Annotated in this window: 9 protein-coding genes; 5 read left to right on the top strand and 4 right to left on the bottom strand. The window is 31.6% G+C overall.

Going from position 1 to position 13,459, the window contains the following annotated elements; translation table 11 throughout:
* Window positions 1–8: 8 nt before the first annotated feature.
* The 3 genes from BUB83_RS08715 (at window position 9) to BUB83_RS08705 (ending at window position 2,802) form a co-directional block, all read left to right on the top strand.
* Window positions 9–902: a carbohydrate ABC transporter permease gene (locus BUB83_RS08715; RefSeq protein WP_242950655.1), complete on the top strand. Its 894-nt coding sequence runs from the start codon at window positions 9–11 to the stop codon at window positions 900–902.
* 121 nt (window positions 903–1,023) lie between these two features.
* Window positions 1,024–1,848: a transketolase gene (locus tag BUB83_RS08710; protein WP_073338075.1), complete on the top strand. Its 825-nt coding sequence runs from the start codon at window positions 1,024–1,026 to the stop codon at window positions 1,846–1,848.
* Window positions 1,849–1,860: 12 nt separating this feature from the next.
* On the top strand, window positions 1,861–2,802 hold the full coding sequence (locus BUB83_RS08705) for a transketolase family protein (protein WP_073338074.1): 942 nt from the start codon (window positions 1,861–1,863) through the stop codon (window positions 2,800–2,802).
* 293 nt (window positions 2,803–3,095) lie between these two features.
* Here BUB83_RS08705 and BUB83_RS08700 read toward each other — a convergent pair whose 3' ends face one another.
* The 4 genes from BUB83_RS08700 to BUB83_RS08685 all read right to left on the bottom strand — a co-directional run bounded on the left by BUB83_RS08700 (window position 3,096) and on the right by BUB83_RS08685 (window position 10,589).
* Window positions 3,096–7,841, bottom strand: a complete 4,746-nt coding sequence (locus tag BUB83_RS08700) for an Ig-like domain-containing protein (RefSeq protein ID WP_073338073.1) — start codon at window positions 7,839–7,841, stop codon at window positions 3,096–3,098.
* A gap of 412 nt (window positions 7,842–8,253) precedes the next feature.
* Window positions 8,254–8,985, bottom strand: coding sequence for a sulfite exporter TauE/SafE family protein (locus BUB83_RS08695; protein WP_073338072.1), 732 nt, complete (start codon window positions 8,983–8,985; stop codon window positions 8,254–8,256).
* Between the two features lies 1 nt (window position 8,986).
* On the bottom strand, window positions 8,987–10,105 hold the full coding sequence (locus BUB83_RS08690; protein ID WP_073338071.1) for an iron-containing alcohol dehydrogenase family protein: 1,119 nt from the start codon (window positions 10,103–10,105) through the stop codon (window positions 8,987–8,989).
* Complete coding sequence (locus BUB83_RS08685) at window positions 10,077–10,589, bottom strand: RpiB/LacA/LacB family sugar-phosphate isomerase (RefSeq protein WP_073338070.1); 513 nt, start codon at window positions 10,587–10,589, stop codon at window positions 10,077–10,079. The genes BUB83_RS08690 and BUB83_RS08685 overlap by 29 nt, the downstream gene beginning before the upstream one ends.
* 267 nt (window positions 10,590–10,856) lie before the next feature.
* On the opposite strand from BUB83_RS08685, the gene BUB83_RS08680 reads away from it, so the two are divergent.
* Window positions 10,857–12,872 (top strand): alpha-glucosidase, encoded by a 2,016-nt coding sequence (locus BUB83_RS08680; protein WP_143160503.1) that lies wholly within the window; start codon window positions 10,857–10,859, stop codon window positions 12,870–12,872.
* A 122-nt stretch (window positions 12,873–12,994) separates the two neighbouring features.
* Entirely contained in the window at window positions 12,995–13,459 is a 465-nt protein-coding gene (locus BUB83_RS08675) for an NUDIX domain-containing protein (protein WP_073338068.1), read from the top strand.

Here is a 13,459-nt window from a genome sequence, read left to right as displayed (position 1 = left end):
TGTAGGAATTGAATAATTCTACAATTGACAATGTAAATCTAACTGTGAATCCAAAAAAAATGAAAAAAAATAAAGAAGAAAAAATTACAGTAGGCTCAGTTATTTCAAAAATAGTTCTTTTGTTTTTTATGTTTTATACTTTGTTGCCTATAGTTTGGTTATTTATATCATCACTAAAAACAAATGCAGAACTTATAGCAAAACCTTTCGGATTACCAAAGATACCACAATTCCAAAACTACATTAATGCTTTTCAAGTATCTGGTTTAGGAACTTTATTTGTAAACTCCGTAATAGTAAGTCTTTGTGCTACTGTTTTAAATATTATGATAGCATCGATGGCATCTTATGTAATAGCTAGATTTGAGTTTAAATTTAAAGAAGGTATATTCGTAGCAATTACAGCAGGTATATTGGTGCCAATATGTTCTTTAATGGTTCCTTATTTCATGGTAATAAAAACTTTGGGATTATATGATTCAAAAGCAGCTTTAATCTTAACTTATTCTGCTGTAAGTTTACCGATATCAACATTTATAATTAGAGGTTTCATGAATACAATTCCTAGAGAACTTGAAGAAGCAGGTGTTATAGATGGATGCAACTTCTATCAAAGATTTTACAAAATAATATTTCCACTTTCAAGATCAGGTATTGTAACAGCCGCGACTTTTCAGTTTTTATATTGTTGGAATGAATTTATATATGCAATGTTACTTACTTCATCTCAATCCAATAGAACAATGCAAGTAGGTATTAGATATTTCTCAAACCAATTCACAACAGACTATACATCAATGTATGCAGCAATAATTATTAGTATAATTCCAAGTATGATTGGATATGTATTACTACAAGAACAAATTATTTCAGGATTAACAAATGGAGCAGTAAAGGGATAATAATATCTAGTTTAGAACAATCATTACTCACAAATGGATAAAGTGACTTTTGTGAGTTCGTATTAAATGTTATTTTTTACCATAATTAATTAAAAGGTTTAATAAATAGGAGGTAATAAGGATGAATAGCAACGAACAAGAATTTTTAGTAGAAAAAAGTCGAGTAATTCGTAGATTAGTAGTAGATGAAATAGGAACATTAGGAGTTGGACATATTGGGGGATGTTTATCTCCAGTAGAAGCTTTAGTGGTTTTGTACTATAAAGAAATGAATGTAGATGCTAAAAATCCATGTATGGAAGGCAGAGATAGATTTATAATGTCAAAGGGTCATGCAGGCCCAACAGTATATGCTATATTAGCAGAAAAAGGTTACTTTCCAATGGAAGAATTATATACATTAAATAAACCAGAAACAAATTTACCAAGTCATTGCGATATGCTTAGAACACCTGGTATTGATATGACAGCAGGATCATTAGGACAAGGATTTTCTTGTGCAGTGGGAATAGCAAAGGCATCTCAAATCAAAAAAGATAATGCATATATTTATGCAATGATTGGTGATGGAGAAAGTCAAGAAGGACAAATTTGGGAAGCAGCAATGGTTGCGGCTCAATTTAAATTAAATAATTTAATAGCTTTCACAGATTATAATAAACTTCAAATAGATGGAACTGTAGAAGAAGTTAACGGACTACATCCATTAGATAAGAAATGGGAAGCTTTTGGATGGAATGTTATTGTAGTAGAAGATGGACATGATGTGGTGGAAATTGCAACTGCAGTAGAGTCTGCTAAAACATGCGAAAATAAACCAACTATGATAATTTTAAATACAATCAAGGGTAAAGGTGTATCCTTTGTTGAAGATAAAGGTGCAGCAAATCATAACATGACTTTTGGTGAAGAAGAAAAAATAAAAGCATTAAAAGAATTAGAATAGGAGGGAAAAAATATGTATGAAAATAAAGAAGTTAGAGCGGTATTAGCTGAAGTTTTAGATGAAATAATGGCAAAAGATGAAAGAATAGTTGTAATAGATGCAGACTTAGCTAGAGCAAATGGAACAATGGGGTTAAGAGCAAAATATCCAGACAGAGCATTTGATGTAGGTATTGCAGAGCAAAATATGGCATCAGTGGCTGCTGGTATGGCATCATATGGATTTATTCCTTTTATAGGATCATTTACACCTTTTGCATCAAGAAGAATTTGTGACCAAGTTGCTATTTCTATAGCATACGCTAAAAGAAATGTTAAAATTATAGGTTCAGACCCAGGGATTTCAGCTGAATTGAATGGTGGAACTCACATGAGTATGGAAGATATAGGTGTTTTAAGAAGTATACCAGGAATGGTTATCTTTGAACCTGTAGATGCAGTTCAAATGGGAAAATCAATTCAACAAATAATAGACTATGATGGACCAGTTTATATAAGAATGTTTAGAAAGGTGGCTCCATTAGTATTTGATGAGAATTATGAATTTGATTTATTCAAAGCAGATACTTTAAAAGAAGGAAATGATGTTACTATTTTCGCTACAGGTATAATGGTTGATGAAGCTTTAAAAGCAGAAAAATTATTAGCAGAAGAAGGAATCTCAGCAGAAATAATTAATGTACACACAATCAAACCATTAGATGAAGAAGCAGTTTTAAAATCAGTATCTAAAACTGGAGCAGTAGTAACTTGTGAAAATCACAATGTTATTGGTGGACTTAAGAGTGCAGTTGCAGAAGTTTTAATAGAAAAATGTCCAGCTCCATTAAGAGCAATAGGAGTGCAAGATCACTTCGGAGAAGTTGCTACAATGGATTACTTGAAGAATAAATATGGGATGACAGTTGAAGATATAGTAAAAGCAGCTAAGGAAGTTATTGAATTAAAGAAATAGAATAAATAAAAATTTAATATGAAATCTTAAAAGAAACAGTTGAGGAAAACAAATAATATCTTCAACTGTTTCTTTTGATTTTACTTAATAATCATTTAAAAAGCTATAAAAGTTGCATTACTAACATGTAACAAGTAAACATTTATAAAATAGGTATAATTATGCTACTACAAACTATAAATACTTTTTTTATTATACACAGAAATATCCTATTAGGGTAGATTTTGTTACTGTCTACTCTAATAGGATACATTTTATTTCTAAGGTATTTTTAAAATAATATTTTTTATTATTTAAGCCATTTCTTTTTTCTTCTTGTTTGAAATAAATAAAACTAAGCCAGATAATGTCATTAATGTTCCTAATAGTACAAGAATTGATGTATCAATACTTGATCCTGTTTTAGGTAATTTTGCAACAGATGTTTCAGTTATAAAGTAGTCACTACAATGATCAGTTGTAAATGTCATATAACCATTTTTATCAACTTGAGTTGTATCTACAATTTTATAAGTGTTTTTATCTGAAAAGTATCTTGCCACATCTATTGATTTGTTAGCCCATTCAGTTCCTACAAATATAGTAATAGATGCTTTTCCAGGTAATTGACCATCGTAACTTAAGGAGAAGGCATAAACGGGTACATTTTTTCCAATCATTGATTTAACTTTGTCATTGATTTTTCCTTTTAATTCATCAGAAGGAATTTCCATAGATAAATCAATATCAGTCATTGATGATATAAAATCTTTGTTTAAATCTAATCCATTAAATGACCATGTAATTGCATTACCAATAAATTTAATAGTTTTATCTTTACCAAGTATTGATTCAAAGTATGATTTTGAAACTTTTGAATTATTTTTTATATCAATTGATTCAGCTATTACAACAGCAGGAGTATTTGTATCTGTTGTAGTTGTTGGTGTAGTGGTTGTTGTATCAGTTGGTGTAGTGGTTGTTGTATCAGTTGGTGTAGTGGTTGTTGTATCAGTTGGTGTAGTGGTTGTTGTATCAGTTGGTGTAGTTGTTGTTGTATCAGTTGGTGTAGTAGTTGTTGTATCGGTTGGTGTAGTGGTTGTTGTATCAGTTGGTGTAGTAGTTGTTGTATCGGTTGGTGTATTGGTTGGTGTAGTAGTTGTTGTATCAGTTGTAGGAGGTATAACAACTTCCATTCCTGTTACATTAATCTTACAAAATGCTTTTGCAAGAGAATTATCTGTTGCAGTAGCACTAATATAAGCTGTGCCATTTCCAACAGCTGTTACCTTACCGGTTTGGTCTACAGTTGCTATTTGAGGATTGCTTGTTGCCCAAACAACGCTAGTATCAACTGCACTATCAGGATATACAACTGCATTTAAAATAACTTCTTTGTTAGTCTTTGTAAGGTCAGTTGTTAATTTATCAAGAATAACTGTTGTAGCAGTAGCAACAATTTGAGAAACTTCTTCAATATAAATATTATCAACTATAAATGAGAATTCTGTTGCTGCAGGTATATCCGCTGAAGCTTCCCAAACATATAGTGAAAGAAGATCGATTTTTTCAGTATCCAGGCCTACACTTCCACCAAAGAAACCATCTGAACCCCAATTGTCTCCAGAAGCACCAAAATTATTTATGCTTAGAGTTCTTTTTTCACCAGCTAAAACAGGAAAATAATAGGTGCGTAATACTCCATTATCATCTTTTATATTTGTTCTGAATTGAATAGGAAAATTGTTTGGATTTTTAACGTCTATATGCAAAATATTATCATTTCCAAAATTCCATGTATCACTAGGTACTATATCATAGGTGCTATTAACACCATCCTTACCGCTTTTTTCACTCACCGTGATTTTTGATGCATTTGTACCGTGGGTAACTCCATCTGTATCGATAATTGATGCAATTGCTTTTCCATTTCCGGTACAAGCAGCAGTAATATTTTCTCCAGTTTCAAATGAAATTTTATCAAAATCATAAGATTTAGTTTCTTTAACAAAAATATTATCTACGATATAAGAAACTTCTGTGTCAGCAGGAATATTACCATCTGCTTCCCAAAGATATAATGCAATCAACTTAATGTTTTCTGTGTCAAGACCATCATTTGCACCATAATATCCATCAGAACCCCAACTATCGGCTGATTTATCAAAGTTTTCAATTGTTAATGTTCTAGTTGTATTAGCAGCAATATTGAAATAGTAAGTACGCAATCTGTTATTATTATCCATAATGTTTACACGAGTTTGAATGCCAAAATCATTTGGATTTGTAACGTCAAGCTTTAATTTATTTCCTTTTCCAAAACTCCAAGAACTATCAGGGGTTAATTCTAAAGTACTAACTTCTCCATCGCTTCCACTTTTTTTAGCAATAGTTACTTTTGTTGCTTTATCACCATTAGTAACTGCAGCATCTAGAGTGGAATCTTTTATAAATTCTGTTACAACAGCTTTTCCATTTCCACCAAGAGGATTTATATTATTTGTTTCTCCATCTTCAAAAGAAATCTTGCTAAAAGTTGAAGGAACAGTGATATCTGCAAAACCTGTAACTTTTACTGAGCAAGTAGCAATAGCAAATTGATTTGAAACGGATTTTGCTTGAATAGTAGCATAACCATCTCCTATAGCAATTACTTTACCAGTTGTATCAACAGTTGCAACTTTTGAATTACTTGAGGTCCATATTACAGAAGAATTACTTGCATCAATTGGTGTAGCGTTTACAACTAAGGAAGCTGTATTATTAGTTTTGTTTAATTCAATAGATGTTTCATTCAATGAAATTTCTTGCAATGGATTATAACCAAATTTAATTGAGTAGGATTGCTCATTTATTTCTTTTGCAGCATCAACTAACTCTGTAAAAGGTTGGTCAGCTACATCAACAAAACCTGCGTTTGTATTTTCTCCATCCCAAGCTCTTCCTAAAATTGGTTGATCATAATATTGGAACCAGTGTGCGCCTACAAAATATTCGCTTTCAAAAACACTGGTCATATAATCTTTATATGCAGCGCCACGGTCAGCTTGAGTTTTTACAGGAACAAGTCCTGGTGCAAACATACCACTATCAGTTGCGTTAAAATGGAATTCACCAATTATTATAGGTTTATCATAAGTGCCAAGGTTCATCCAAGTTTGATTTACATCAGTTTTATAGCAGTTAAAACTTACAACATCAGCATATTTTGCACAAGCTTGTGCAACTTCAGCACTTGTTCCCCATTGAGCAAGTCTAGAGCCTAAATAAAGTACATTAGGTAATTTCTCTTTAACTGCTTTTGAAACCGTACTATAATATTTATCTGCAAGTGAAGATAATAATAAACTTTTATCACTGATTTTTCCAGTATAAGGAGCGTTTAAATCATCAAATGATGTAAGAGTTGTTCCCCAAGCAGAGTTTAATTCATCAATTGTAACATATTTTGATTTTAAGATTTCTATAAAAGCCTTTTTTGCATAAGAATCACTTAAGTTAGCATCCATTGCAAAAACACCATCAATTACTGAATAAATTTGGGAGTCAGAAAGTCCATTACCCCATTCAATTTCATTATCTACGTAAATACCTAAGCACCATTTATCACTATCTACACCATAGGCTTGTACACTAGTAGCCATGTTGGCAGCACTAATAGCGAATTGAGGATCAAATGGATCAGATAATTTACCGCCACGTGCGGGGTTATCTAGTTTTTTATGAGTTCCATTAATCCAACCATTTGCAACGTATGGCATTTTATTCTCTTCGCCTTTACCAAAGTAAAGAGAAGGTTCAGCCCAACAGCCTAAAGAAGAGAATCCCCATGCTTTAAATCTTTTTAGTGTCATATCTGTCCAATCAGATAAATAGTCATCACCATATTTACGCTCTAGGTTTGCAGAATAGAAGTTAAATGCATCGCCGGAAGTTAATCCGTAGGGTGGTCTAACCGTGTTTGAAACTGTTGTATAGTGGTCTCCTAGGGAACTTGTCTTACTAGGTAAATTTTCAAACATATTAACACCATATGTGTCAACATCGTCACGACCAGTTATCCATGTAAGCATGTCAGCAAGTCTTACAATATCTAAACCGGTAGCAATGTAAGGATATCCATCTGGGTCAACAAATGTCCATTTACCCTCTACTTTTTTTACATAAAAACGACCAGTTGCTTCCTGACGCATAGATTCATCTTTCAAACCACCATATTTAGATAAGTTTCCTGCATCATTAATAGCTTGAATTTGAGCATCCAAGATAGCATTTTCTTTATCAACACTATCAATCAATTCTTGATCAGATGTAACTTTTCCTGGCCAAGTTTCTTTTGTATATTGACCATACTGGTCGATAACATTATTCATATAAGTTAAGTCAGAAGCTAAATTTGGTACAACTTTAATATTGTCGAATAGTAAAGTTTTTTCGGTTTTATTTGAATTTATCCAAAATGTTATCTGTGTAATATGATTTAAATTAATATCTTTTTTACCCCATCCGAATGAAGCTGGAGTTCCGGCATCACTTGGAGGTAATGTGTGCATACCAAGTTCAGGTAATTCACCTCCGGTTGAAACATAAAAAGATGATTTTTTGTTAGCTGGAACACTGATTTTATAAACTACGGAATTAGAATTACCGCCCGATAAGGTTTCATCATCAAATTTCACACAAATTTCCTGTGTGATGTCCATTGGATTCATTATATCAAAAGATAAACATCCATCATCGCCTAAATCCCAATATTCTATAGTTGTATCGTCATTGTCAATATTTTTTGGTCTTAAATACATTCCAGGCCAATCTGCTTTTTTATATACCACCTGAAGTGCTTTATCACCATTCATGGTATCGTTTTCAATCACTGTAACATCAGAACTGCCTCCGCCATATGTATAGTTTAAAGAATCCTCATTATCTTCAAAGGATATGTTTGTAGGAAAAGTATTTTGTTCTACGGCCTTAATAGGTAAAGTAGTGCACATACTTATCATTGAAAATGCAAGAAATGCTGAAACTGATTTTTTTACTGTTTTTTTCTTAAATGCCATTGTGTAACCCCCCTTAATTATATTTTTGCTAATTGCTAATTCGTTAAGTTTTTTATCATCTCCTTTTATAAATATTTTCTAAAAAATATGTACTCAGTATAAAGCATAGATAAAATAATTTTTTCTAGGGATTATTTTAAGTGCTAAGTTTAAAAACAACTTTTAAACTAATTCATACCGAAAATACAACAAATTTAATAAGTTACATACTGTATACAGAAAAAATGAATGCAATCTAATAAATATATTGTATACCGGTATTTGGAATTAGTCAATATTAATAATACTGATATAATAATATTTTAGGTGATAAATTAGAAAAAAACAGTAATTTGGTTTTTACTAAGTAAGAAATTAAAGAACTTATATAATGGGGTAAATAAAAAAAGCTCATAACAGAGCTTTTTAAATGTTATAAAAACATAAAGAATCCAGATATAAGTAATACACCATAAACTACTTTGATAAATATTTTTTCATCTATTGTATTATGGGCTTTGTTACCTAACAACATCCCTACCACTAGAAAAGGAATAGTAAATAACAATAGTTTTAGAACATCCGGCGTTATAGCTCCAACAGAAATATTCTTAACTATTATTACAGAATTTAAAGATAACCATAGAAGGCAAATAGTAGCCCTAAAATTACTTTTGTTAGGAAGAGCTTTTGCTGCATAAATAACTATAAAAGGACCGCCGCTTCCAAAGGCTCCATGAATAATTCCTCCTAAGAATAAAATAAAATTCATGACATATTTATTTAAAGAAAGTGTTTTTGTTGAAGGTTTAAAGCTAGTATATAAACCTCTTATAGAAACAAGAATCATGAATACTCCAAGAATTGATTTTAATATGCTTTCTGGCAGTTTGCTGAAAAGTATCATTCCTATAGGAAGTCCAATACCTACAAAAACCACAATTCTTGTAAATTCTTTCCATATAATATTTTTAAAATCAATGATAATTACATAAAGTGCTAATATCCATGCCAGGATAACTAATACAGGAACTGCGCTTTTAATTCCAACTAGTAAAACACAGAAAGGAAGGGCTAAGACTGTGCAGCCAAAACCCGTAATTCCTTCAATGAAATGTGTAATTAAAACCACAATTCCAAATAAAAGTATAGGTACTAAAGTCATATTATCTTAAAGACTCATACATCTTTATTAAACTTTCCTGGTCCATTGTTACAGGATTATTTAACATATTTGGATGCATGCTTAGTTTTGCTATGTTTTCAATATCTTCATCTTTTATTCCGGCATTGGAAAGTGTAGTTTTTACATTTAGTGCTTTTTTTAGATTTGCAATTTCATCAGCCATAGCATAAGCATCTTCAAATCCTATTTCTTTTGCAAAGTTATTAAGTCTTCCATTTTCAGCTTCTGCATTTATTCTTGCAAAATAATCAAGGGTGAAAGCGCAAGCTTCTCCATGAGGTAGATGATATAAATTTGTTAATGGAAATGAACAAGCATGTGGTCCTGTGGTTTTAGGTAGCCCAAAAGCTAGCCCAGCCATTAAACTTGCCTCACACATTTTTTCTTTTGCTTCTATATCGTTTGGATCTTTGTAAGATCTTAAAAGATATTTAAATACAAGTTTAGTTGAATGTTGTGCTACTGCATCGCAAATTGGTTGATGATGTATACTCCAAAAACCTTCAAGGGCATGAGCTAAAACATCCAGTCCGGTTGAGGCAGTTACAAAGTTGGGTGTAGTAGTAGTAAGCACTGGGTCAACTATTGCACAAAGAGGGTAAAAATTATCGCTAGCTAAAGGAGCTTTTTTACCTATATATGGATTTGAAAGAACAGCAACAGGTGTAACTTCACTTCCAGTACCAGCAGTAGTTGGCATTGCTATAAGTGGTAAATGATTCTCTGGAAATTTCTTTTCGCCGTTGTGATAAGGAACTATTGAATCTTCTGTTACGCAAACACTTGCAGCAGCTTTTGCACAATCTAAAGAACTTCCTCCACCTAAAGCTACAACGAATTCTAAGTTGTTTTCTTTGATTAATTTAGCACAAGCATCTACATTATCAACAGTAGGGTTTGGAACTATGTCAGAGAAAACCTTTACTAACAATCCTTTTGAATGGTCTATTATTTTATCTGCTACGTTATTTTGTACAAATATTGGGTCGCTTACCAATAAACCATTTTTCAACCCTAGTTCTGTGAAAATTTCATGCAAAGATTCTATTTTATTGTTTCCAAAAATTATTTTAACGGGTTGTGAATACGTCCAAGCCATCTTTACCACCTCTTAAATTTTTTTCTTTTTCTAATTCGCCTACTTTATTGTAAGCATTCTTCAAGAAATCTTGTCTCCATGGCTCTAAATCTTGTGTGAATTCAGTGTTTACAAAAGCATCCACCATTTCTATTCCTAGTTCAGGAGCAACTATCCATCCACCCATACTCATTATATTAGCATTGTTTATAGCTCTACATTTTTTTGCAGAATAAACGCTTTCAACAGCAACTGCATAAACACCATGATATTTGTTTGCAACTATAGCCATTCCAGCACCAGTACCACAAACCAAAATTCCTCTTTCATATTCTTTGTTTTGAATAGCGGATGCTACTACAGGAGCTACATCAAAGAAAGGTTTAGGGCTATCAATGTTTTGAGTACCTGCATCTGTAACTTCGTGACCTAATTCTAATAAGTAAGCCTTTACAGCCTCTTTTAAAGTGAAACCTGATTTGTCTGAACCTATAATTATTTTCATGTGAATCCCTCCATAAGATAGTTAAGATATATTATTAAATTTGGTTTTGTTCATAGTCTTATAATACTATAAAATGATATAAATTAAAAGTGTTAATTAAATAAAATTGAAAAATATTATAAATTATAATATAAAAAAACTTAATTAATACTATGAATTAAGCGATATAGATGATATAATTTATTTGGATAATAAATTTATGTAAAGGATTAATCAAAATATAAGTTAAATCTTTTAATTAATATTTAGTTTATTGGAGGAATGGATATGGAGTTATTAAGAAGTGGTGAAGGTTTTCAACTTTTTTATGAAGGAAGAGAGATAATTAATCATAGTTACAAAAGTCCATTTATATTCGCAGGGATTGGAGAAGCGAGTTATGATATGTACAGAGGTAATTTTGAGATTACTAATGAAATAAGTGAAAAAATGGCATTAAGTAATTTTCAGATTCATGAAAAACAGGATGAGTTGGAAATAGATTTTTCGCGAAACGGATTGTTCAATATAAAGGTTAAAATATTTGTGGAAGAAAATTTGTTGAAAATTAAATTCTCTTCTAATGAAAAGGATATCAATAGAGTTTGGATTCGAATAAAAGGTAATGAAAAGGAACATTTATATGGATGCGGAGAGCAATTTTCTCATTTTGATTTAAAAGGTAAGATAGTACCCCTTTGGGTTTCGGAGCAGGGAGTTGGAAGAAACAAAAAAACTTATGAAACATTTATGGCAGATGTAGAAGATAGAGCTGGCGGAGATCAATTTACTACTTTTTATCCTCAACCAACATTTGTTTCTAGTAATAAATATTTTCTTCATGTAAAAGATAGCTCTTATATGAAGTTTGATTTCTCAAAAAATGAATATCATCAATTAGAAATTTGGAATATACCTGAAGAGATAGTTATAGGTGTGGGAGAAAATTATATAGAATTATTAAAAATTTTGACGGATTTTTTTGGAAGACAACCTGAGTTGCCATTTTGGGTTTATGATGGAGTATGGCTTGGAGTACAAGGAGGAACAGATGTCGTATTAAAAAAATTAAAAGCGGCTGAGGATAAAGGGGTTAAAGTTGGAGCTTTATGGGCTCAAGATTGGGAAGGAAAGCGAGTTACTTCTTTTGGAAAAAGATTGATATGGAATTGGGTTTGGCATGAAGAGCTTTATCCAGGTTTAGATAAAGAAATTCCTAAATTGAATGAAAAAGGAGTAAAATTTTTAGGATATATAAACCCATACTTATCAGCGGGTGGTTCTTTGTTTATTGAAGCGGAAAGTCTTGGTTATTTGGTAAAGAATGTTGAAGGAAAAGATTATTTAATTGATGCAGGTGAGTTTGATATTGGAATAGTGGACATTACAAATCCTAAAGGTTTTGAATGGTATAAAGGGGTAATAAGAAAATATATGATAGATTTTGGACTTAGTGGATGGATGGCTGATTTTGGTGAATATTTACCTACAGATGCTGTTCTTCATAATGGATTATCAGGGGAGCTGATGCATAACTTATGGCCAACTCTTTGGGCTAAGGTTAATAGACAAGCTATTGAAGATGCAGGAAAACTTGGAGAAATAGTATTCTTTATGAGGTCTGGATATGCTGGAAGTAGCAAATACAACACTATGGCTTGGGCAGGGGATCAAAATGTTAATTGGGAATTAGATGATGGACTTCCATCTGTTATACCTGCTGCTTTATCATTAGGAATGAGTGGTATGGGCCTTAGCCATAGTGATATTGGAGGGTATACTACTTTATTTGGAATGAAAAGAACTAAAGAATTGTTTATAAGATGGGCAGAACAAGCAGCTTTTACTCCAATGATGAGAACACATGAAGGAAATAGACCGGATGATAACTGGCAGTTTGATTCAGATGAGGAGACTTTAGAATATTTAGCAAGAATGAATAATATATTTATGTTATTAGCTCCTTATACAAAATCAATTGTTAAAGAAAATAGTGATAATGGAACACCAACTATGAGACCATTATTTTTGCATTATGAAAATGATGAAAAAAGTTATGATATTCAATATCAATATTTATATGGAAAAGACATTATGGTTGCTCCTGTAATAGAAGATAAAGTTAGAAGCTGGAAACTATATTTGCCAGAAGATAATTGGGTTAATATATGGACAGGGGAAGAATTTAAAGGTGGAGAAATTCAGGTGAATGCTGAACTAGGATATCCACCGGTTTTATACAGAAAAGATTCAAACTTTAAAGAATTATTCGAAAAGATTACAAAAGAATACGGATACAACTAAGAAAAAAGCCGCCAAAATATGCGGCTTTTTTCTCTTATATTATAAATCTTATGGTTTTATGTAAATTAAAGTGATAATATTATATAGACAAAATATTTTTAATTTAGGAGGAATAAAGTATAATGGCTATTTCAATTAGAAATTCTGCGAAAGCAATAATAATAAAAGAGGGTAAAATATTACTTACAAAAAATAAAGATAACAATGGAGAATTTTATCTTTTACCAGGTGGAGGGCAGGAACATGGCGAAACTTTGGTGGAAACTTTAAAAAGAGAATGTTTGGAAGAAATATCAGCACAAGTTGAAGTTGGTGAACTTAAATTGGTAAGAGAATATATTGGAGGAAATCACGAATTTGCTGAATGGGATAGTGATTTTCATCAAGTGGAATTTATGTTTGAATGTAATTTGGTAAGCGAGGAAAAATTAGAAATAGGATATGTTCCTGATGAATGGCAAATAGGTTTAGAGTGGATAGAATTAAAGGAATTAAATAAGTATAGAGTTTACCCTAGTGAATTATTAAAATATTTAGGTGAAAGTAAAGAACTAAATAACACTTGTTATTTGGGAGATGTTAACTAA

Source organism: Clostridium grantii DSM 8605, from assembly GCF_900129965.1.
Taxonomy (GTDB): Bacteria; Bacillota; Clostridia; order Clostridiales; family Clostridiaceae; genus Clostridium_AF; species Clostridium_AF grantii.
The sequence above is the reverse complement of the archived record's forward strand: the minus strand, read 5'-3'. Positions and strand labels throughout refer to the sequence as shown.